This window comes from Chordicoccus furentiruminis (assembly GCF_019355395.1).
GTDB lineage: Bacteria > Bacillota > Clostridia > Lachnospirales > Lachnospiraceae > Chordicoccus > Chordicoccus furentiruminis.
This window is the reverse complement of record NZ_CP048829.1, coordinates 858089-880011: the sequence shown is the minus strand read 5'-3', so window position 1 is coordinate 880011 and position 21923 is coordinate 858089. Positions and strand designations below refer to the sequence as shown.

Sequence of the window (21923 nt, the reverse complement as noted above, 5' to 3'; positions counted from 1 at the left end):
CCGGCGGAGAATGTTTCTGTCCGAGGTTGACATTTCGGATGATGAAACCGTTTAATGGAACTGACGCCTTCGGAGCGAAAACCCGCAGGCGGTCTGGGAAAAACGGGAGGAAGCGATGTCTCGATATATAGCGTTTGATGTGGAGACGCCAAACCGGATGAACCATCGGATGAGTGCGATCGGCATCACGGTCGTTGAAGACGGCTCTGTGACGGATGAGTTCTATTCTCTGGTCAATCCGGAGACGTATTTTGACTCTTTCAATGTGAATCTCACGGGGATCAGTGCGGAGGAGGCCGGGAAAGCACCGGCTTTTCCGGAGATATGGCGGAGGATCGAACCGGTGATGTCCAGCGGCCTGCTGGTGGCGCATAACGCCGTGTTCGATATGGGCGTTCTGAAAAAATGTCTGAACGCCTACGGGATCAGATGGAAATCGTCTGTCCGCTATCTCTGCACAGTACAGATGGGGCGGCGCGTGCTCCCCGGTGTCAGTCACAGCCTGAACAGTCTGTGCGGCTACTACGGGATCGGACTCGATCATCACCATGCGGACAGCGACAGCCGGGCATGCGCGGAAATTCTGCTGCGGTACATCCGGGACGGAGCCGACGCCGGATCCTTTATCAGGATGTACAGGCTTTGATGATGAGCGCCGGCGGGAATACGGTGCCGCAGCAGAGGATGGCGCAGCGCGCCTTTTAAGTGACGCGGCGTACGGAGCTGACCGTATTCCGACCGCGAAGGCTTTTCGAATGAATGACAAACGGGAGGATGAGGATCCATGATACAGACAAAACAGGAACTGCTCAGGGCGATGCGGAGCATCGACCACAGAGGTTATCCGGCCTACAAGTCGCTGCGCGGCAGCTACGATTTCGGCAGCTATGTGCTTCACATCGTGCATGTCCAGGGTGATCCGTTCGCGGCGCCCTCGGATCTGAAGGTGACGGTGAGGGCGGATCGCGCCGGATGGCCGGCAGCGGACTGCGGAAGATATGAGAATCGCGTCGCGCTGCAGGATATGATTCTGCGGCGCTTCGGGAGGAAGCTGGACGACGTATCCGGCAGGGCGAGAGGATCGGGAAAGAGCGGACGGCTGAGCGCGAGCCGCCCGGGTCAGGAGATCCTGGACCGCAGCGCCTGCCAGATCAGCGCAAAAGGCGATGTGACGCTGCGGTTTTTTGCCGGTTTTCCAGCCGCGGGGAGAACGGTACTGGCCGGCGAGCTGGAGAAAATGCTTTTTGACTATCTTCCGGGATGCGTCGAGTCGTCGGCTGTTTTTTCGGCGTATCCGGAAGAGGCGGTGCGGCGTGTGACCGATCTGGCGGAGGATCAGGCCTTTCTGCGAGAGGAACTGAAACGGCGGAACCTCTGCGCGTTTGTCGCCGACGGCGTGGTTCTTCCCAGGGAGAGCGGCATCTCCCAGAGTCCGCTCCGGGATTCCGTTCCGTTCCGGTCGCCCGATGAGGACCGTGTGACCATCGGACTGCCGCACCGCGGAGACGTCACGGGCATGGGAATCCGCCGGGGTGTCACGCTGATCATCGGGGGCGGCTACCACGGAAAGTCGACGCTTCTGAAAGCACTGGAACGGGGCGTCTACAACCACATCGCCGGGGACGGACGTGAACTGGTCGTGACGGATGAATCGGCCGTCAAGGTGCGGGCGGAGGACGGCCGGTGTGTCAGCCGGGATGACATTTCCCTTTTTATCAATCATCTTCCGAATGGAAAGGATACGAGAGACTTCTCGACGGAGAACGCGAGCGGCAGCACGTCTCAGGCCGCAGCTGTCGTCGAGGCGCTGGAGTGCGGCGCGAAGACGCTTCTGATGGATGAGGATACCTGCGCGACGAACTTCATGGTACGCGACGAACGGATGCAGCGGATTGTATCCGCAGAGGAAGAGCCGATCACGCCGTTTTCCGGCCGCATGCGCGCTCTGTTCACACAGGCAGGGGTCAGCACGATCCTTGTGGCGGGGAGCTCAGGCGCGTTCTTCGGCGAGGCGGACACGGTGATCCAGATGGACCGCTACGAACCGAAGGATGTCACGGTGCGCGTAAGAGAACTTGCTTCGGCTGCAGGCAGGGAAAAGACCGTGCTCCGGATGCCGGACGCCCGGAACCGCTGCCCGCGGCCGGGACGCGACTTCGAGGAATACAAAGGACGCGTCAAGCACAAGAACCTCGGAAAGGAGGGCTTTGTGATCGGACGGGGCGAGACGGATTTAAGACTTGTGGAACAGCTGGTGGACGGGGAGCAGAGCGAGTGCCTTGCGGAGACATTTGTCCTGATGGCGCAAAGCCGGATGAACGGGCACAACAGTGTCGCCTCGCTGGTCGGAGACTGGGAAAGATCCTTCGAGAGGGAAGGGTTCGGGCTTTATGAAAAGGCAGGCAGCAGCGTCTCCGGCAATATGGCGAAACCGAGAAAAGAGGAGCTGGCCGCGGCCCTCAACCGGTGCAGGGGTCTTTTGTGGTGAGTATGTCCGGAAGAAGGAGGGGGGTGCCTTGTCTGGAACTGATCCCGGAGCCTCTGGCGGGGATGGCAGTCCGGGAGGCGTGAGAGGGAGGGAAGGACGATCCGGAGGAGACGAAAGCCGCCCTTACCTGCTCAGGGAGCGAATCAGGCAAGAGCGGACTTCAATTCCGGACGTGTATCAAGGCGGCCGTTACGATGTGAGATGTTTCTCCTTCCCGACTCCGTTCAGCATGCCGCTCCGGTGCACAACCGTGATGACCGTCACGAGGAAGAGATGGGCGATGAAAAGGCTGAGCACGACGCCGTTCGCCTTCATCAGGTAGCCGGCGTGAAAGCCGCAGAACGCCATGATGCCGGTGCAGAGCAGGGCGAGGATCAAAAGGGGCGTGTTGCGGAGCGCGTCCTGCATCGCCTTGCTGAAGGATTCAAGGGATGTGTCGAAGTAGACGAAGCGTCCGATGACCAGAGTCAGAAAGTAAAGAATGATCGTGTCGTAATTGTCGTCCTGGTAGATGAACTTGATGTAGACGAAGATGAAGAGCATGTAGATCATGCCCAGCAGCCGCATCGCGCTTCGTTCGCCGGGGCGTACGTTGACGAGCGGCACCACCTTGCTGTCGATGAAGGAGTTGAGAATGACCGATGCGAGAATAAAGCCGAGCAGAAGGAAGCTGCTGTACTTCGCCCAGATATTCCGGTAGCTGACGGCGATGCCGAAATAATCGATCGTGAAGTAAATCCCGACAAAAAGAAGGATGGATGTGCTCGAAAAGATCAGCTCATAGAACCGCTCGGACAGCGAGGCGAATTCATCACGGATGAACGCGCCCCGCGTATCCGGCGTGTAGCGCTTCGAGAGGCGGACGGTCCGGAGATAGATCAGGACCAGCGACGCTCCGATCGCGCAGGAGGCGACCAGAAGCATCAGAATCAGTCCCCGCAGGTCAAGATAATGCATCAGATATGAGGTCATGCCCGTAACACGCATGCGTTATGCCTCCGGATCAGCTGTTCAGGATTTCCTGAATCTTATCGATCGTATCCGGCTGGGTCGGAACCAGAATCTCGCCCTGGCTGGTATACAGATTGTCGAACGGCACCCGGCTCTGTTCCACATCGTAGCTCAGATAGGAAGGTACGGAAGCGACGAGCTGCAGCATCGTGGAGCTGGTGATGTTGTGCGTGACATAAGGCAGCACCTCCCGGACAAAGGAGTTCAGCTCCGTGGTGGACATCGAGCGGATTTTGGACATCATGCCGGTAAGGACCGTGCGCTGTCGCTCGGTCCGCTGATAGTCCGCGTTCCCGATATGACGGATCCGGGCGTAGCCCACGGCCATCCAGCCGTCTGCGTTCCACGTTCCCGCGCCGCTGTAGAGATGGGGACCGGGATCCACGCCGGCGAGCCCGCACATGTCGGTGATCAGACCGTTCGCCATCTCCGCCTCCGCGTCTGAGACTGTGATCTCGACACCGCCGACCGCGTCGATGATGTTCGCCATCGAGACGAAGTCCACGCAGGCATAGTTGTCGATGTCAATCTTGTAGTTTGATTCGATGGTGCTGACCAGCAGCGTGGGACCGCCGATGGCGCAGGCCGCGTTCAGCTTGCGGACGCCGTAGCCCTCGATGTCGGCGTACATGTCGCGCATCAGGGACATCATGTGGATTTTTTTCGTCTTGTTGTTGATCGACAGGAGGATCATGGAATCGGAATTGCCGTTCCAGCTTGCGTCCCGCCGGTCCACTCCGATCAGGAGCAGGTTGTAGATCGAGCTGCTGTGGTACAAGTCGATGCCGGATGTGTTCTGAGCGGACTTGAGCGCCTGCTCCTCGGAGTCTGTCAGCCCTGTTTTCTCAATCTGGGAGAGCGTGTCCGCATCCAGCGAGGCTCGCGCCTGCTGCGCCTTCGCAGCGGCTTCGCTGTCGCTCACATAGTTCGAAAGCCCGTAATAGTTGCGGAAGAATGCGTACGCGGCGCAGAGAAGCGCAAGAAAAACGCCCAGAATGATGCAGGCCGCGATCAGACCCTTGTTTTTCTTTTTTTTCGGCGACCGGTATTTTGCCAAGAATGACCTCCTTTTCCGAGACGGACATCCGGTCCGTCTGCATTTTACCGTATGAAGGCAGGCCGCGTGACAGCCTGCTGGAACTTTCTATATTTATCACAGCACATAAAAAAAGGCAAGCGGGCGTATAAACATACTGGAGGCTGTACACCCCGGGGTGCAGGCTGTTTCGACGGTGAAAAAGTCCGCGAGTGCACTCTCCGTCCGCCAAAATGCATGAAAGTGACATATCTCACCTGACAATGCATGTGCAAAATGGTAAAATGCGTCTATCTGATCATGGAGGTGAAGCATATGCGTCCAGCCAGAATCGTCGTCGCGGGCTATGTGTCCTGCGATATCACCCCTTCATTTGAAGGACAGGGAGAGAAGAGCGGCCGGCTGTCCGACTATATCCGTCCGGGCGCGCTGGTCGAAGTTGGGAAAGCCACGATCGCGCCGGGAGGCTGCGTCACGAATACGGGGCTCGCGCTTCAGTTCTTCGGGGCCGATACGGTTCTGATGGCGAAGATCGGGGACGATGCCTTCGGGCGGACTCTCCGGGAGTCCTATGCGGCGCGCGGCGCGAAGGCCGATTTCGTCGTCTCGCCGGACACAGAGACATCCTACACGCTCGCGATCGCGCCGCCGGGCTGCGACCGTGTTTTCTTCGCCGATCCGGGAGCCAATCATACCTATCGATTTGAAGAAATCGATCTGAAAATCATAGGAGGAGCCGGCTATTTTCATTTCGGCTATCCGACGCTCATGAAGCGGTTTTATGAGAATGGAGCCGCGGACACCGTCCGGCTCTTCAAAGAGGTGAAGCGTCTCGGCGTCGTGACGAGTCTCGATATGACGATGGTGGATCCTTCATCCCCGGCCGCGAAGGAGGACTGGCCGTCGGCGCTTCAGCATCTTCTGCCCTATGTGGACTTCTTCACGCCGAGCTACGAGGAGATGTGCGCGCTGATCTGGCCCGACCATTATCAGATGCTGCTTGCGCGGACGGGAGGGGAGGATGTCTGCCTGCATCTGAGCCTTCGGGAGGATGTGGAGCCGCTGGCTGAGCGGCTGCTCGGTCTGGGCGCCCACGCCGTGCTCCTGAAGTGCGGGGCGGCGGGGATTTTTCTCGCGACGTCCCCGTTCGGGAAGATGGCGGGGCTGGGCGAGCAGTTCGCGGATCCGGCGTGGGGAGATCTCCGGCTCTTCGCGGACAGCTATCGTCCGGACCGGATCGCGTCGGGAACCGGCGCCGGCGATACGGCGATCGCCGCCTTCCTTTACAGTATCATGCACCATATGAAGCCTGCGGTCTGTCTGGAGAACGCCGCGGCCACCGGCGCCATGAACCTCACAGAGTATGACTCGCTGTCCGGGCTTCTGCCGATCGAGGCGCTCCGGCGCAGGATCGACGGGGGATGGGAACGGCAGCATCTGATCCGGCCGTAAATTCATTCACAATCATAAGGGAGGATGGAAATATGCTTGTTTCACTCAGTACGATACTTGACCTGGCGGAGTCCAGAAAAATGGCCGTCGGCGCATTCAACGTGACCACGCTGGAGGGGATCCGGGCGCTGATCGCAGCGGCGGAGGAACTGGATCAGCCGGTGATCATGCAGTTTGCCAACGCAGCCCACGGGAGCCTGATCCCGATGCGGGAAATCGGTCCGGTGATGATGATGTATGCGGACCTGGCTAAGGTGCCTGTCTGCGTTCACCTGGACCACGGCGCGAGTTTCGAGGAGGTCCGGGAGGCCATCGAGCTCGGGTTCACAGGCGTGATGTATGACGGCTCCGTGCTTCCGTATGAGGAAAATGCAGCCAATACCCGTGCGGTCGTCGAGATGGCGGAGAGCAGCGGCGTCTCCGTTGAAGCGGAGATCGGCGCGATGGGACGGGAGGAATTCGGCTCGGCCGGCGGTACCGGAGAGGAGAAGGAAATCGAGAGCTGCTACACGGATCCGGACCAGGCGGCCCGCTTCGTGCAGGAGACGGGCGTGGACTGCCTTGCCTGCTCCTTCGGAACGGTGCACGGGATTTACCTCAGGGCGCCGAAGCTGGATTTTGAGCGGATTGGACGGATCCGGGAGAAGAGCGGCGTGCCGGTGGTAATGCACGGCGGCTCCGGCATCAGCGACGAAGACTTCATCCGCTGCATCGAGCAGGGCGTGCGGAAGATCAACTTCTACACCTACGCGGCCAAATACGCCGGCGACTATGTGAGAGAAAAGATCGGCGGAACGGACGGCAACGTCTTCTTCCACGACATCGCCGCGTGGGGGATGGAGTCGATGAAGGAGACCTATATGAAAACGATCCGCGTGTTCTCGAGACTGAAGTGAAGACGTGCCGGGTCAATTGACAAATGTCATTTGATAAATGTTACAAAATATACGTGCTGAAACTTTCTAATTCATATATTCTGCTAACAGATTGCGGCGATGGTGCCACGCACAGGAGGTAAAATGTATGAAAAGAAAGTTGATGGCAACGATTCTGGCAGCTTCCATGATCGCGGTGATGGGAACCGGCGTGTACGCTGACTCTGCTGTCGAGTCGGCGGCTTCCGGGGCCGAGTCGGCTGAGGAAGCGATCGACACGACCAACCATACGGGCAAGCATTTCAAGTTCGGCTATACCTGCATGGATGGAACGAACCCGTTCTTCGTCACGATTCAGAACGAGATGAAGGAGAAGATCGAGGCGAACGGCGACACGCTGGTCATCACCGATCCGGGCAACGACAGCTCCAAGCAGATCTCTCAGGTTGAGGATATGCTTTCTCAGAATCTGGACGGCCTCTTCGTCAATCCGGTCGATGCCAAGGGAATCCTTCCGGCACTGGACGAGGCGAAGGCGGACAAGGCGGTTTCTCTGATGTACAGATACTTAAACGGCGAGAAACTGGAAGATACCTATCCGGTCGACACATTCCTGATCACGGCGGACAACGTCGATCAGTACGGACGGATGGCAGTAAAAGGCGCCTGACGGCCGGCGGTCCGGAAGCGGACGTTCCGGACGCGGCGGCCGGGAAAGGAGGCACTCCCTCATCTCGGAAAGGGATGCGGTGAGTGCCTCCTTTCGGGCTTCGGATAAGACGATGATCCTTACTGGCGGGATCCGTCATGTTGAAAAGCAGGTGATATACCGGAGCACTGTTTCAGACGGCGCTGAGGATGGGCCGTCTGTCAGGGCGTCAGTACTGCCTTCCGATCGAGACCATGCCGAATCTGATGTTTGTGAATAAGTCGCTTCTCCAGAAGGAAGGGATCGACGTACCTTCCACCGGCTATACCTTTGAGGATCTGTACCGCATCTGCGTTCAAGAAATATTCCAGCTTTCAATGGGACTGCATCGAGATGCCGCGGGGAGGCGGCGGGGAGAACCAGTCCAGGGTGGACTCTCTGCTGGCCGGCATCAGCATCCGGAGCCGGCATCCGGATCTGGCGTGGGCGTTCCTGAAATTTCTGTCATCCGATGAAGCGCTGCAGACGGAATTTTTCCATACTATGCCGACCGTCCCGGTGCTGAAGAAGGTGCTGGAGGCGGATGACGCCTCGGATGTGCTTCGGGGCGGAAATGACGAGGCGGGCTCGCTGGATTCCGCTTTGGTATCCGATGTGATCGAAAACGGAAGGAGCGAACCGGTGTTTGAGGCGTACCAGAGTGCAATGGCGCTGGCGGATGCCGAACTGAAGCAGCTGTACGGAGCGCAGGATGCGGATCTTGACGTAGAGCTTCGCAGCGTGCAGCAGAAGGTACGGAACGCGCTGACGCATTATGGAACCGACAGTTGATATTGTTACAGCAGTGTTTCACGATTTCACATTATCGACACATTTGTTTCACAACTGTAACAATTTGCCTATTCAGTAAAATGTGCTATAGTGAAGATACTGGAGGTGAATCGTTATGAAAAAGAATGTATCCAGACTGCTTACGGCAGTCGTCTCAGCGGCGATGCTGACCGGGATGATGCCATCGGTGATCTGCGCGGACGATATAGATGGCGCGGCAGACAGCGTGGCCGCTGATGTTGTCAGTTCAGGCGAAGATACGGCGGCCGCAGCGCAGGAGGTGACGGCCTCCGTCAGCCTCACGGATCTGATCACAGGGCTGCCTTCTGTCCGCACGGCGGCGGATGACAGCACTGTGACGGGCCAGTCGGGAGCCTTCGACGGGAATCTCACGATCGCATTTGACGCGGCCGATATCCTCTCTCCGCTGGCTGGACTCCTTTCGGATTCCGGAGCGGACGGCGTGACGATCGGCAATCCCGACGGGGCGTCGGAGAATGCGGTCACAGCGGTTCTTCATTTCCCTGATTACGTGACACTCGGGGCGGCATCCGCGACGGATGACCTCGCCAGTGTGCGTGCGGACGTGAAGACGGATGACAGCACGAAAACGGCCACAGTCTCGTTCGTGGTGAAGGATTCGGATGCGGCTTCGTTCCTCAGCCATTATGAGGCGGATCAGACGGATCTCGGCAGCGGGGCGGAAGGCACCACGAAGACGGCGGATGACGGCGTGGGCACGGTCCGGGCGGACGTCATCACGATCCCGATGAGCGGCGATGTCGGCAGCGGCACGTCGTTTGCCTCTCTTGAAGGCGCTGTCAGCGCCGCGACGCCGGATACGGGCATCACGCTGACGGCAGGAGCGGGAACGGTGACTTATTCGTTCAGCGGATCGAGCGCGCCGGTGAGCGCCGGCGAGGCGGAGGAAGAACAGCCGTCGTCGGACGGGACGTCTCTCACGGAGCCGGAGGAAACCTCTTCCGCCGCGGAGAACGAGCCCGCACCGGACAGTCAGGTTTCGCCGGCTGTTTCAGAACCGGAGGGCGCGCTTTCCGGTTCGGACAGCACGGACGTCAGCCGGGATGAGGAGAACCAGCTTCTTCCATCCGATGCAGATTCTTCCGGGGCGCAGGCCGCGACATACGGCGTACGCTATGAGTTTGTTTCCGGAACCGAGGGGAGGGAGCTTCCCGAATCGGTGACAGAGCTTCTGCCTTCCGATGACGGCAGCTACACGAGCGGCACGGAAGTGACGGCGCAGGCGCCGGAGAAGACATCGGTCGAGACGGAGGAAGGCAGCTGGATCTTTGAGTCGTATGACTTCACTTCCGCAACAGTGGCGGACGGCGATGTGACGTTCACCGGCACATGGCAGTTCATTCCGAAGGCGGAGAGCACGGCTTCTTCGGTCCTGACGGAGAGCACGGTTTCTTCCGCGGAACCGGAAACCGGGAGCACGGTGTCTTCTGCGGCGTCGGAAATCGGGGACACGGCATCTTCCGCGGCCTCTGCGTCTGAGAGCGCGTCGTCCGCGTCTTCCTCAGCCGCGTCGAATCAGCTTCTGCCGTCCGATACGGACTCTTCCGAGGCGCAGGCCGCGACGTACGGTGTCCGGTATGAATTTGTTTCCGGTACGGAAGGAAAGGAACTGCCTGAGTCGGTGACGGCGCTTCTGCCCGCTGACGACGGTCAGTACACGAGCGGCACGGAAGTGACGGCGCAGGCGCCGGAGAAGCAGTCTGTGGAGACAGAGGACGGAACCTGGACGTTCCGGTCTTATGACGCGGATCAAAAACGGATGGCGGACGGCGGTATGGTCTTCACCGGCACATGGGTGTTCGCCCCGAAGGCATCAGGCACAGAGACCACATCAGGAAACGCTTCGTCCGAGACGGCTTCGTCCGAGACGGCTTCGTCGGAGACAGCCTCATCCGAGACGGCTTCGTCCGAGGCGGCTTCGTCCGAGACGGCTTCGTCGGAGACAGCCTCATCCGAGACGGCTTCGTCCGAGACGGCTTCGTCCGAGACGGCTTCGTCCGAGACGGTTTCGTCGGAGACAGCCTCATCCGAGACGGCTTCGTCGGACACGGCTTCATCCGGAACGGATTCTTCGAAATCCGGATCGTCTTCCCCGGAGGCGGACACGGTATCCGAGCTTTACTCAGTATTCTATGACTTCTCCGCTCAGGACGGCACAGAGCTTCCGGTGGATGTCATGGATCAGCTTCCGAAGGACGGCACGAAATACAAGGCCGGCACGAAGGTGACGGCGCAGGCGCCGGCCAGGACGACAGTTGAGGAGCCGGAAGGCACCTGGACATTTGCGGGATATGACCACTCCTCGCTGACGGTTACGGCCGACGGAGACAACACGTTCTACGGCATCTGGACGTTCAAATCGGCTGAAACCTACGAGGTGAAGTACCAGTTCGTATCGGACAACGATCAGTACAAGCTGCCGGATGCGGTGATGGAGCTGATTCCGGGTGACGGAAACGAGTACACCGCCGGGTCCACCGTGACGGCCAGAAAGCCGGCGGCATTCAAAGTGTCCGTATCGGACGGCACCTGGAATTTCCGGGGATATGATCAGGACAGCGCGGTAGTCGAGGATTCCGACATTACCTTCACCGGAACCTGGTCCTTTGAGAAGAAGGAAGTGAAGACGTACAACGTCCACTACACCTTTGTTTCGGGAACCGAAGGCTTCGGGATTCCGGACGATGTGGCGGCGCTGCTCCCGTCGGACGGCAATGAGTACGAAAGCGGTCAGGAGGTCAGAGCGATCAGTCCTGCGGAGACAACGCTGACGGTAGGAAGCTGGATCTGGACGTTCGCCGGCTACGATCAGAGCAAAAAGACGGTCGGCGATTCGGACATCACGTTCACCGGTACCTGGACCTGCAGGAAGAACATCGACCCGAACGAGAAGGTCACGCTGAAGATCGTCAAGAAATGGGTGGATTCCGGCAACGCTGCCAAGGCGAGACCCTCCTCTATCTCCGTGACGCTCTATAAGAACGGAACGAAGTATGAGACCTTCACCTGCAAGGCTCCGACCAAGACGGCGGACACCTGGACTTATACGCTCCCGGCGCTTCCGAAGTACGAGGATGAAAAGGAAATCTCGTGGACCGTTGACGAAGCGGCGGTTCAGGGATACAGCAAGAGCATTGACGGCATGGTGATCACGAATACCTACGGAACGAAGGTCAATGCGGCGAAGACCGGCGACACATCGCCGATCGGGCTCTATGTGGGCGTCGCCGTGGCGGCTCTGGCGGTCGTGGTGATTCTTCTGATCGCCGGACGGAGAAAGAAGAAATAACGGACTGTATCCGTCCGTGACGGACGGAAGATATGGAGAGAAAGACTGCCGCACCCGATGGTGCAGGCGGTCTTTTTCTCGTGCGCCCGGCGGCGCACGTTTCTAACCGGTGTAAGTCCGGAATCCGCCCGGTAGTGGGAAGGAGACAGTCGAAGGCAAGGGTGTCCATCGCGAGGTGGAATCTGAAGGAAGCCGGATTCGGGGAACATACTAACCCGAGGGCAAACCTCCGGCCTGACGAACAGAAATCTCATATAAGGTTTTCGCTGAGGGTAAGACTGCGAGACAAGCCGAAGCCCAGTAACTACACGGAATCAGCGGGAATAAATGAGGCAGGTAGATGGAGGGAAAGAAACGTGTGGTACCCGGGGAGGCCTGTGCGATATGCTCTGAAAGGAGTAACCACTGCCAAAAGCAGTGCTGAACGCACAGGAGTCAGCAGAGGCCATAGTAGCGGCATGGCCGTGAAGGGCTGAATCAACAGGAGTTCCAAGTACGACCCGGAAAGGAGGAGAGAGCGAATGGGTACAGAAAACGTCAGCAATGACGGCTGCTCACAAAGAGATAGCGCGGAACGCAAAGGGTATGTGAGAGCGCACCGCTCTTTCAACCGGATATGGAAGGAAAGGGACAGTGCAGAGCCGGACATTCTCGGAAGGATACTGGATAAGGATAACCTTAACCGTGCCTACAAGAGAGTGAAGGCCAATAAAGGAGCGCCCGGAGTCGATGGGATGACCATAGAGGACGCGCTTCCATGGCTGAAGGAGCATCAGAGCGAACTTATAGTGAAGATAAGGGGCGGCCATTACACTCCGTCACCCGTAAGACGCAAAGAAATCCCGAAGCCGGACGGCGGGGTACGAAAACTTGGTATTCCGACGGTGATTGACCGCATCATCCAGCAGGCAATAGCACAACAGCTGATGCCCATCTATGAACCGCTGTTCTCAGACGGAAGCTACGGCTACCGTCCGGGAAGAAGTGCGAAGGATGCCATTCGGAAGATAAAGGAGTATGCGGAACAGGGATACACAAGGGCAGTTGTTCTTGACCTCTCCAAATATTTCGACACGATCAACCATGTGAAACTGCTCAACCTTCTGAGACAGAACGTCAAAGACGAAAGAGTAATTCAGCTGATCAAGCGTTATCTGAAGAGTGGAGTAATGGAAGACGGTGTTGTGGTTCCGACAGAAGAAGGTTCCCCGCAGGGCGGAAATCTTTCGCCATTGCTCGCGAACGTCTATCTGAACGAATTTGACCAGGAATTCAGAAGACGAGGGGTGCCATGCATCCGCTACGCAGACGACATCGTGCTGCTGGCGAGAAGTGAACGGGCATCGCAGAGGCTTTTGGAATCCAGCGTGAAGTATCTTGAAGGAACCTTGAAATTGAAGGTGAATCGGGAGAAAAGCAGAACGGTCAGCGTGTTTGCGATTCGAAATTTTAAGTACCTTGGCTTCTGTTTCGGGAAAGGTAAGAACGGAGTGTACGTCCGTGTCCATGCGAAGTCATGGAAGAAGTTCAAGGAGAAACTGCGTATGCTCACTTCCCGGAGTAAATGCGGAAGCATAGTAGCGGCTATGAAGCGAATAGAGGTTTCTGCGCGCGGATGGCTGTATTACTACGGTATAGCGGACATGAAGAGAAACATCGCCGACCTGAACGGCTGGCTGTACAGACGCGTACGGATGTGCATCTGGAAACAGTGGAAACTGCCACGGACGCGCAAACGCAAGCTGATGGGACTGGGTCTGCCCGAATGGGCAGCCTGTGAAGGCGCCTACAGCCGGAAAGCATACTGGCGAATGGTGAACACAGGTGTGGTTAAGACGGCCTTAACAAAAGAAAGACTGATACGCTGGGGCTTTTATGATCTGGCCGCAGCATATCAGTCTGTGCACGACAACTGTTGAAACCGCCGTGTACCGAACGGTAAGCACGGTGGTGTGAGAGGACGGCGGCTAATCACCGCCTCCTACTCGATTTTAAGGGGAAGGGTTTCCGGTATGGAGCGGCGAAGGAGCCGGCCGTCGCGATGCCGTACGCCGGCGCCGCGGAACCGAAAATTGACAGGCAGTCGATAGACAATGAGCCTGTCCTTCAATATACTGGGTTTCGGACACTTTTTATGAAGCGATGAGGCGGAGAAAGTATGGATGTCTTATATGTTGTGATTCCGGCTTATAATGAGGCCGCCAATATTCGAAGAACGGTAAACGAATGGTATCCGGTTGTGGAAAAGCATAATGAAGAAGGCCTCTCGCGACTTGTGATCATCAACGATGGAAGCAGGGATCAGACGTATGATATCGTCATCGAAGAAAAAAAGAGGAGACCTTTCTTAATTGCCCTGACAAAACAGAACGGAGGGCATGGATCGGCCGTCATTGCCGGCTATCGGTATGCCCTTGCGCACGGCGCGGATTATATCTTCCAGACGGATGCGGACGGTCAAACGAATCCGGATGAGTTCGAGAGTTTCTGGAACCGCCGCGCTGAGTATGACGCGGTATTCGGAAACCGGACTGACCGCAGGGACGGCGTCTCAAGAGTTCTGGTGGAAAGAATTCTCTGCTTCATTCTGAGGATATATTTCCACGTCGGGATTCCGGACTCCAACGCACCGTTCAGACTGATGAAGAGTCAGTATGTGAAAGACTATCTTCCGAGGCTTCCGTCTGATGATTACAATCTGCCGAATGTGATGATGACGACATTCGGCGTGTATGATCAGAAAAATGTAGCCTTTATGCCCGTGTCCTTCAGACCGCGGCAGGGCGGGACCAATTCAATTAACATAAAAAAGATTCTGCTTATCGGAAGGCGGGCCCTCGGCGACTTCAGAAGGTTCAGAAAGAACATGGAAGGCAACCGCTGACGGTCCGGACAGGCACGCTTTCCGCGCCGCGCCCGTAAGATACGTGAAAAACAGCAGACGCCGGCAAACCGTTCATGCTATACTTGGGGAAGCTGACTTACGGAGGTGACACGAATGCATGCATTTCAAAAGGCGCTGGCAGCGGCGGCCGGTCTTGCCGGAGCGACCATGCTGGGAAGCCGGTATTTTTATGAGCTGGCGATTCCGCGCCGCTCGAAGCTGACGATTCACGGGAGAGGCCAGTCGCCGGAACAGAAGGCGGCCCAGCGGAAACGGATGGAAGGATTCGAGCGGTGGATGGCGGAGCAGCCGGCGGAGGATCTCTGGGCGGCGTCCTTCGACGGTCTTCGTCTGCACGCGAAATACATCCCGGCGGACGAGCCGACGGACCGGGTGATGATCCTGGTGCACGGCTACCGCAGCTCGCCGCTCAATGATTTCGGAGAGATGCTTCCCTTCTACCGGGACCGGATGAAGATGAACCTGCTTCTTCCGGACGACCGGGGGCACGGACAGAGCGAGGGCGGCTACATCGGCTTCGGATGGCAGGATCATTTTGACGTGGAAACGTGGATTGACGTGATGATCGGCCGGCTCGGGCCGTCGGCTTCCGTCTTTCTTCACGGCGTCTCCATGGGCGCGGCGACTGTGATGATCACCGCCGGCGATCCGCTCCCGAAGCAGGTCCGCGGCGTCATCGAGGACTGCGGCTACACATCGCTGGTGGAGGAACTGACTTACTGCATGCACCATTACTACCATCTGCCGGTGCAGCCGTTCCTTGCCGAGATTGATCTCTGCACGAAACGGGACGCCGGGTACCGGTTTGAGGACTGCGATCCGGCCGCGGCGCTCCGGAAAACGAGCCTGCCGTTTCTGATGATTCACGGAGATGATGATCATTTCGTCCCGTCGTTCATGCTGGACCGGAATTATGATGCCTGCGCCAGCGCGGACAAGCGGAAGGTACTGATCCACGGAGCGGATCACGCACTGGCCTATGTCACGGACCGGGCGCTTTACGAGCAGGAGGTCAGCGCGTTCATCGGGGCGCGTGCCTGAGAACCGGGACCGGCCGTTCTGCGGGCGGACCGGCTTCTGCGTGTCCGCGGAGATGCCTGCGCGCAAAAACAGTGAATGAAAGAAAAGGGGGCGTGTTCCGTGAATCGCGGGGAGACATACGCGGGAAGCAGGACGGATCATGCGGAGTGCCAGGGCAGGAGAAGGAGAGAGGGGACCTAATGAAAATAACTGCACATGGGGGGAAGGCGGGACGGGCGATCCGTATCGTGACGGCAGTCAGCGCCGCCTGCGCGCTGGGAATCTATCTCGGCCTCGCCGTCTATTACCACACGCATTTCTTCAAGGGAACTTCCGTCAACGGCCAGGACATGTCCAACCTGACGGCGGCCGGGGCCAAGGCAAAGCTGGGAATCGCCAGCGACGGGTACCGACTCGAGATCACGGGCAGGGACGGTCTTGAGAAAACGATCAGTGCGGCCGACATCAGCCGGACGTATGTGGACAACCACAGTGTGGACGGACTGCTTGCGCAGCAGCCGTCATTTGCCTGGATTGTCGGGACGATGCGGGAACGCGCGGAACGGCTCCCCGAGAGCGCTTCCTTTGACGAGGCGGCGGCGAAGCGGCAGATTCAGGCTCTGTGGAATACCGCCCAGGCGGGATTCGTCTCTCCGGAGAATGCATACCTCTCCCAGGACGAAAACGGGCTGTATACGATCGTGCCGGAGAAGGAAGGGACACAGATGAACGAAGAACGTCTGGAAAAAGCGGTGCTCGGCGCTCTTGAGGAGAGCCGGACGTCGCTGGATCTGGACGCCGCGGGCGTCTACGAGAAGCCGTCCGTCCGCTCGGACGACGCATCTCTTCGCGCGGAGAAGGAATCCGTCAACCGCTATCTGGCCGTCAATGTGCGCTACGACTTCGGCGATACGGAGGAAAAGCTTGACGCGGACACCATTCTGCCTCTGCTCACCGTGAAGGATACGACCGCTTCCGTCTCGAAGGAAGCGGTCGCGGAACTGGTGGACCGCTGGTGCCGGACCTACAGCACGCTGGATTACGATTTTACAATCCGGGATCACAGCGGTGAACCGGTGACGGTGAATGCCGGCGGCTCCTACGGCTGGCGGCTCGACCGGGAGGCGATGGAAAAGGACGTGACAGAAGCGCTGGAAAACGGCGCTTCCGGAAAACGCGAGCCGGTCTGGGAGGTTACCCAGAACTGGGGGCGGGAGAACAACGGACTGGGGAAGACCTATGTCGAGATCGATCTTTCGGATCAGCATCTCTACGCTTACCGCGACGGGGAGACAGTGGTCTCCACGGATGTTGTGACCGGACTCAATAACGATGAGCGGCGGACGGTAAACGGGGCGTACTTTGTAACGAGCCGGATGACGGATCTGATTCTCGGCAATCTGGAGACGAAGGGATACGAGACGCATGTGGATTACTGGCTCGGCTTCTGCGGAGGGCAGGGCATGCATGACGCGTGGTGGAGGAGCTCTTTCGGCGGGGATATCTGGATCAATGACGGTTCTCACGGATGCGTCAATGTGCCGGAATCCGTGATGCCGGAGTTATACGCGAATGTGGACGAGGGAGAACCGGTGGTGCTGTATTACTGACATGATCCCGCGTCAACGGATTGAGAGTGGATTGTAAAAGAAAATGTCAGACTTTTGCTTGACATGCCTCCGGTTCATCTTATAATTGTTACAGTATTTAGTTTTTATCATCCGGAGAAGTGCATGATCCTGTGGTGTGCGCCTTACCGTGCTGTCAACGGAGCGGGGGAGCAGGCGCGGAGCGGGATACAGACCGGAACGGATATGAAGGCAGGGGAGAGCATGCTGATTGAAAACAGGATTGAACGGTATGTCACGGAAGTGACATCGAATCTGCCGGTCTATGACAGAGGCCGCGCAGGACGCGAGATCAGCGCGATGATCCGCGATATGATCCGCGAGAACGCCGGCGGACGGGAGCCGGATATTCTGGACGCGAGAGCCGTGATCGGGGAACTGGGGAGTCCCGCGGATATGGCCGGCGCGTGGCTGGAGATGAAGGAAGAGGAACGGATCCGCCGCGAGGAGGAACGGGAAGCGTACGGTCCGGAGGAAGAGGCCGGTCTGTCCGGATGGTTCCGGGGCGCGGCCGGTGAGATACGCCGGTCCGGCCTCCCAGCGTCTCATCTGACGCGGGAACGGGTTCTGAAGGCCGTGCTGGCGGTGCTGACCGTGCTGGCCGTATGCCTGGTCGCGTTCGGACTGATCGCACTCGGAACGCGCACAATCCACACGATGCTGCCTGTGTTCCTCGGCTGCGTGATGGCGCTGCTTGTGATGACGGGGAGAGGTGTGCTGTACCGCCAGAGTTCGTTCTGACGAAGCCGGCTCTTTTGCGGAAGATATATGACTGACAGCAGACAGGAAAGACAGGAAGGAGAGACTGTATGATGACGACTTCGCCGTCCGCGTGCATCGAGCTGAAGCCCGGCACGCATTTTGCAAAATGTGTTCTGATGCCGGGAGATCCGCTTCGCGCAAAGTATATCGCGGAGCATTATCTGGAGAATCCGGTGCTGGTCAATGATGTCCGCAACATGCTCGCCTACACCGGCACTTATCAGGGAAAGGAAGTTTCCGTGATGGGCTCCGGTATGGGAATCCCGTCTCTGGGACTTTACGCGACGGAGCTCTATGAGTTTTTCGGTGTGGATTCCATCATCCGCGTCGGTTCCGCCGGCGGTCTCGGCGACGACGTGCATGTGCGGGATGTCGTGATCGCGATCGGCGCATCCTCGAACACGGGCTTCCAGGATGCCGTGGATCTTCCGGGCTTCCTTGCGCCGACGGCGGATTACGGCATGCTGAGCGACGCGGTGGAAGCGGCAAAGGAGCTGGGCGTCCGCGCGGATGTCGGCCGCGTCTATACGTCGGATTTCTTCTATTATCCGAATCCGGAGGCGGAGATCAACCGGAAGGCCAGGGCGACCGGTCATCTCGCGCTTGAGATGGAGACGGCCGGGCTTTACCTCCAGGCGGCGGTGCACGGGAAGAAGGCGCTGTCGATTCTGACGATCTCGGACCACATTTTCACGGGCGAGGCGCTGAGTGCTGCGGAACGGCAGGACAGCTTCCATGAGATGATGGAGATCGCGCTGAAGACGGCTGCAAAGGCAGTGGGCTGAGAGAAACGTGATTCGTGAAATTTTCATTAAACATCCGCGCTGTTCTTGTAAAGGACGGCGCGGATGGCTTATAGTTGAAACAGTTTCAAAAAGACGGCGGCGGGGCCGGCCGGACAGGCCGGTGACCGGCCGTCATTTCGCAGATTAAGGACGGAGTTATGAAGGATTTCTTTCAGAGAATGAATGACAGGATCCGCAGTATGATGGAGGGACGCTACGGCACTGACGATTTCTCGAAGTGTCTCCTGACCGTGACGCTGATCTTTCTTGCACTCGCGTTTCTGACAGGAAACGCGTTCTGCTACCTGGCGGCGATCGCGGGCATCGCCTGCACCTATTACCGGATTCTGTCGAGGGATTTTGCGCGGCGCGCGGCGGAAAACCAGCGGTTTCTGTCCGAGACGGCGCGGATCCGGCGCGCTTTCCGGATCCAGAAGAAGCGCTTCGGCGACCGGCGGGAGTACCGCTATTTCAAATGTCCGAGCTGCGGACAGGAGGTGCGTGTGCCGCGGGGCAAGGGGCATATCCGGATCACATGCCCGTCATGCAAGAATCAGTTTGACCGGACCGTCTGAGGGACGGCGCGAGGCAGACGAGGAGGCGCAGAGAAGAGAACGTGTTCGGCTATGTGACAGTCAATGAGAATGAACTGAAGATCCGTGATTTCCGGAGGTACCGCGGCTTTTACTGCGGGCTTTGCCAGTCTCTGAAGACGCGGTACGGTCTGCGGGGGCAGATTCTCCTTCCCAATGACATGACCTTTCTCACGATCCTTCTCAACGGTCTGTACGAGCTTCCGCTGAAGGAGGAGGACCGGACCTGCCTCACGCATCCGACGAAAAAGCAGCATATGATCGGCAATGAGATCACCGATTATGCGGCGGATATGGGACTTTTGCTCGCCTACTACAAGCTGCTGGACGACAGGGCGGATGACGGCAATCTGGCGGCAGGCGCGCTGGCCGGCAGGCTTCGCAGGGCGGTGAACGCGATTGACGCGCGCTGGCCCGTGCAGAGCCGGACAGTCCGGGAGGCCATCGAAGCGCAGGAAGCGTTCGAGAAAACGGGTGCCAGTGATCTCGACGGCGCCGCGGCCGGGTCCGGCGACGCGCTGGGCGGCATCTTCGTGATGAAGGACGATGAATGGGCTGACCTGCTCCGCAGGACGGGCTTTTTCCTCGGGAAATTCGTGTACCTGATGGACGCGTACGATGATCTCGGGAGCGATGTGAAGAAGAAGCGCTTCAATCCGTGGATTTCCCGCATGCACGACGTGGATTTCGACGCCTGCGTGGAGAACGTTCTGACGATGATGATGGCGGAGTGTGCGAAGAATTTCGAGAAGCTGCCGATCGTGCAGGACGCGGATATTCTGAGAAACATCATCTACAGCGGCGTCTGGACGAAGTACGCAGCCATCAGGAAGAAGCAGGCGCAGGAAGCAGAAGCATAAGACACGCAGCCCGCGCCCGTTCACGCACTGGCAGAGAAAGACCAAAGGGAACATGATACAGGATCCGTATACAGTACTCGGCGTCAATGAAAACTGCTCTGATGAGGAGCTGAAGAAGGCTTACCGTGAGCAGAGCAAGAGGTGGCATCCGGACGCCAATCTGGATCATCCGGAGGAAGCCGAGAAGAAGTTCAAGGAAATTCAGGAGGCGTACCGTCAGATTGTCGATTCGCGTGCCCGCGGAGACAGCGCGTACGGACCGCAGCGCTCATCCGGCGCGGGCCCGGGCAGCTCCCGGTACGGGTACGGAGAATACGGCGGTTTCGGGGATTTCTTCAATCAGTGGGCGAACGGCGGCTCGCGGCAGACGGCCGGCGAGGAGTCCATCGAGCTGACGGCCGCCCGGAATTATATCAGCAGTGGCCACTATCAGGAAGCCATGACGGCGCTGAACCAGGTCACGGAGGCGGCACGGAACGCCCGCTGGTATTACTACGCGGCGGTTGCCAGCCAGGGACTCGGAAAGAACGTGGATGCGCTGAATTACGCGAAGCGGGCGTCCGACCTTGAGCCGGACAATGTCACCTACCGCAGTTTCGTGCAGCAGATGCAGAGCGGCGGCATGTGGTATCAGCAGCGGGGCGAGTCCTACGGCGGCTTCGGCGGCATGAGTTCGCCGACCGGCTGGTGTCTCTCCTTTCTCGCCATGAATCTGTGCTGCAACCTCTGCCTGGGAGGCACCGGCGGCGTGTTCTGGTGCTGAATTTCCTTCCGCGGGCGGCGGAACGCTCTGTGCGGCCTTTCCGCCGGCTCCGGCCGGAACGCGCGGCTTTTTCCTGCTCAGCCGGGCAGGAATTTTTTTATGATCTCGGCGACGCCGCTGTGGTCGGCGTCCCGTTCCGTGACATAGTCCGCCTCGGCCTTCAGCGCGTCGGTGGCGTTCGCCATCGCGCATCCGATTCCGGCGGCCCGGATCATCGGCAGATCGTTTTCCTGATCCCCGACGGCGATGGTCCGTTCGATCGGTACGCCCAGCAGGGCGGCGAGACGGCGGACCGCGTCGCCTTTCGATACGCCGGCACGCACGCATTCGAGGAACCAGCGGTTCGAGAAGAAGAGCGAGAGCGCTCCGCCGCAGCGCGCCGCGGCCTCGGCACGGAAAGCCTCCAGCTTCGCGTGATCCTTCAGGTCGATGAAGAGAAGCTTGACAGTCTCCTCCCGCAGAGAATCAGGGAGCGAGGCGTCGACGCGGTAGGTGACATGGATCCGGCCGGCGTAGAAACGGACTTCCTCGTCATCTGCGCAGACGAGCGTGTCCGACCGGCTGTAGCCCTGACAATGAATGCCGCGGGCCTTTGCGAGATTCCAGAGCTCGCGCGTCAGCGCAAGGGGAAGCGTTTCCATCACCAGCGGCTTTCCGGCCCCGCAGTCGTAGATCAGCGCGCCGTTGAAGGAGATCACAAAGCAGTCGGGACGGAGAAGACCGAGCTCCTCCGCCAGCGGAAGCGTCGCGGCGAGAGGCCGCCCGGTGGTCAGCACCACCTGGTGGCCGGCCCGAAGCGCGCCGCGGACGGCGGCTGCATTTTCCGGAGAAACGCGTTTTTCGGAGTTAAGAAGCGTGTCGTCGAGATCGAGATACAGAATGTGCGGATCCATGAAGTCTCCTTTCTTTTGTGTGAAGCAGACAGCCTCATGAT

The 21923-nt window shown here is 58.6% G+C and carries 19 protein-coding genes; 16 read left to right on the top strand and 3 right to left on the bottom strand.

All coding sequences use genetic code 11. The features are described 5' to 3' along the window. Positions 1–115: 115 nt before the first annotated feature. Both G4C92_RS04070 and G4C92_RS04065 read left to right on the top strand, forming a co-directional pair. Complete coding sequence (locus tag G4C92_RS04070) at positions 116–646, top strand: 3'-5' exonuclease (RefSeq protein WP_274941324.1); 531 nt, start codon at positions 116–118, stop codon at positions 644–646. Positions 647–784: 138 nt separating this feature from the next. Then, positions 785–2488, top strand: coding sequence for an ABC-ATPase domain-containing protein (locus G4C92_RS04065; RefSeq protein ID WP_274941323.1), 1704 nt, complete (start codon positions 785–787; stop codon positions 2486–2488). 189 nt (positions 2489–2677) lie between these two features. Here the strand turns inward: G4C92_RS04065 and G4C92_RS04060 are convergent, their stop codons facing one another. Together G4C92_RS04060 and G4C92_RS04055 are read right to left on the bottom strand one after the other, a co-directional pair. Then, positions 2678–3475, bottom strand: a complete 798-nt coding sequence (locus G4C92_RS04060; protein WP_274941322.1) for a hypothetical protein — start codon at positions 3473–3475, stop codon at positions 2678–2680. A gap of 16 nt (positions 3476–3491) precedes the next feature. Then, on the bottom strand, positions 3492–4556 hold the full coding sequence (locus G4C92_RS04055; RefSeq protein WP_274941321.1) for an LCP family protein: 1065 nt from the start codon (positions 4554–4556) through the stop codon (positions 3492–3494). 246 nt (positions 4557–4802) lie between these two features. Here G4C92_RS04055 and G4C92_RS04050 point away from each other — a divergent pair, with 246 nt between their 5' ends. The 14 genes from G4C92_RS04050 (at position 4803) to G4C92_RS03985 (ending at position 20989) form a co-directional block, all read left to right on the top strand. Continuing rightward, positions 4803–5987: a carbohydrate kinase family protein gene (locus tag G4C92_RS04050; RefSeq protein WP_274941320.1), complete on the top strand. Its 1185-nt coding sequence runs from the start codon at positions 4803–4805 to the stop codon at positions 5985–5987. Positions 5988–6019: 32 nt separating this feature from the next. Continuing rightward, positions 6020–6883, top strand: a complete 864-nt coding sequence (locus G4C92_RS04045) for a class II fructose-bisphosphate aldolase (protein ID WP_274941319.1) — start codon at positions 6020–6022, stop codon at positions 6881–6883. A gap of 127 nt (positions 6884–7010) precedes the next feature. Next, a complete protein-coding gene (locus tag G4C92_RS04040) occupies positions 7011–7532 on the top strand; it encodes a substrate-binding domain-containing protein (protein WP_274941318.1) in 522 nt (173 codons plus the stop codon). A 309-nt stretch (positions 7533–7841) separates the two neighbouring features. Next, entirely contained in the window at positions 7842–8342 is a 501-nt protein-coding gene (locus tag G4C92_RS04035) for a type 2 periplasmic-binding domain-containing protein (RefSeq protein ID WP_274941317.1), read from the top strand. Between the two features lie 115 nt (positions 8343–8457). Then, positions 8458–11673 (top strand): SHIRT domain-containing protein, encoded by a 3216-nt coding sequence (locus tag G4C92_RS04030; protein WP_274941316.1) that lies wholly within the window; start codon positions 8458–8460, stop codon positions 11671–11673. A 521-nt stretch (positions 11674–12194) separates the two neighbouring features. Continuing rightward, the gene (gene ltrA, locus G4C92_RS04025; RefSeq protein WP_274941315.1) at positions 12195–13592 is read left to right on the top strand and encodes a group II intron reverse transcriptase/maturase; all 1398 of its coding nucleotides are present in this window, start codon (positions 12195–12197) and stop codon (positions 13590–13592) included. A 239-nt stretch (positions 13593–13831) separates the two neighbouring features. Continuing rightward, a complete protein-coding gene (locus tag G4C92_RS04020) occupies positions 13832–14557 on the top strand; it encodes a glycosyltransferase family 2 protein (protein ID WP_274941314.1) in 726 nt (241 codons plus the stop codon). 114 nt (positions 14558–14671) lie between these two features. Then, positions 14672–15619, top strand: coding sequence for an alpha/beta hydrolase (locus G4C92_RS04015; RefSeq protein ID WP_274941313.1), 948 nt, complete (start codon positions 14672–14674; stop codon positions 15617–15619). A 179-nt stretch (positions 15620–15798) separates the two neighbouring features. Beyond that, complete coding sequence (locus G4C92_RS04010) at positions 15799–17208, top strand: L,D-transpeptidase family protein (protein WP_274941312.1); 1410 nt, start codon at positions 15799–15801, stop codon at positions 17206–17208. A gap of 123 nt (positions 17209–17331) precedes the next feature. Next, complete coding sequence (locus G4C92_RS04005; protein WP_274941311.1) at positions 17332–17967, top strand: hypothetical protein; 636 nt, start codon at positions 17332–17334, stop codon at positions 17965–17967. 71 nt (positions 17968–18038) lie between these two features. Beyond that, positions 18039–18773, top strand: coding sequence for a purine-nucleoside phosphorylase (gene deoD, locus G4C92_RS04000; protein WP_334299941.1), 735 nt, complete (start codon positions 18039–18041; stop codon positions 18771–18773). Positions 18774–18931: 158 nt separating this feature from the next. Then, complete coding sequence (locus G4C92_RS03995; protein WP_274941309.1) at positions 18932–19348, top strand: zinc ribbon domain-containing protein; 417 nt, start codon at positions 18932–18934, stop codon at positions 19346–19348. Positions 19349–19389: 41 nt separating this feature from the next. Further along, on the top strand, positions 19390–20226 hold the full coding sequence (locus tag G4C92_RS03990; RefSeq protein ID WP_274941308.1) for a DUF5685 family protein: 837 nt from the start codon (positions 19390–19392) through the stop codon (positions 20224–20226). Positions 20227–20278: 52 nt separating this feature from the next. After that, the gene (locus G4C92_RS03985) at positions 20279–20989 is read left to right on the top strand and encodes a J domain-containing protein (protein WP_274941307.1); all 711 of its coding nucleotides are present in this window, start codon (positions 20279–20281) and stop codon (positions 20987–20989) included. A gap of 77 nt (positions 20990–21066) precedes the next feature. Here G4C92_RS03985 and G4C92_RS03980 read toward each other — a convergent pair whose 3' ends face one another. Then, positions 21067–21882 carry a Cof-type HAD-IIB family hydrolase gene (locus G4C92_RS03980; protein ID WP_274941306.1) on the bottom strand — a complete coding sequence of 272 codons (816 nt, stop codon included), beginning with the start codon at positions 21880–21882 and terminating at the stop codon, positions 21067–21069. Positions 21883–21923: the final 41 nt, after the last annotated feature.

Coding starts and splice junctions, on each gene's coding strand:
- G4C92_RS04070 (WP_274941324.1), top strand. CDS start 116: ATGTCTCGATATATAGCGTTTGATGTGGAGACGCCAAACCGGATGAAC.
- G4C92_RS04065 (WP_274941323.1), top strand. CDS start 785: ATGATACAGACAAAACAGGAACTGCTCAGGGCGATGCGGAGCATCGAC.
- G4C92_RS04060 (WP_274941322.1), bottom strand. CDS start 3,475: ATGCGTGTTACGGGCATGACCTCATATCTGATGCATTATCTTGACCTG.
- G4C92_RS04050 (WP_274941320.1), top strand. CDS start 4,803: ATGTGCAAAATGGTAAAATGCGTCTATCTGATCATGGAGGTGAAGCAT.
- G4C92_RS04045 (WP_274941319.1), top strand. CDS start 6,020: ATGCTTGTTTCACTCAGTACGATACTTGACCTGGCGGAGTCCAGAAAA.
- G4C92_RS04040 (WP_274941318.1), top strand. CDS start 7,011: ATGAAAAGAAAGTTGATGGCAACGATTCTGGCAGCTTCCATGATCGCG.
- G4C92_RS04030 (WP_274941316.1), top strand. CDS start 8,458: ATGAAAAAGAATGTATCCAGACTGCTTACGGCAGTCGTCTCAGCGGCG.
- ltrA (WP_274941315.1), top strand. CDS start 12,195: ATGGGTACAGAAAACGTCAGCAATGACGGCTGCTCACAAAGAGATAGC.
- G4C92_RS04020 (WP_274941314.1), top strand. CDS start 13,832: ATGGATGTCTTATATGTTGTGATTCCGGCTTATAATGAGGCCGCCAAT.
- G4C92_RS04015 (WP_274941313.1), top strand. CDS start 14,672: ATGCATGCATTTCAAAAGGCGCTGGCAGCGGCGGCCGGTCTTGCCGGA.
- G4C92_RS04010 (WP_274941312.1), top strand. CDS start 15,799: ATGAAAATAACTGCACATGGGGGGAAGGCGGGACGGGCGATCCGTATC.
- G4C92_RS04005 (WP_274941311.1), top strand. CDS start 17,332: ATGATCCTGTGGTGTGCGCCTTACCGTGCTGTCAACGGAGCGGGGGAG.
- deoD (WP_334299941.1), top strand. CDS start 18,039: ATGACGACTTCGCCGTCCGCGTGCATCGAGCTGAAGCCCGGCACGCAT.
- G4C92_RS03995 (WP_274941309.1), top strand. CDS start 18,932: ATGAAGGATTTCTTTCAGAGAATGAATGACAGGATCCGCAGTATGATG.
- G4C92_RS03985 (WP_274941307.1), top strand. CDS start 20,279: ATGATACAGGATCCGTATACAGTACTCGGCGTCAATGAAAACTGCTCT.
- G4C92_RS03980 (WP_274941306.1), bottom strand. CDS start 21,882: ATGGATCCGCACATTCTGTATCTCGATCTCGACGACACGCTTCTTAAC.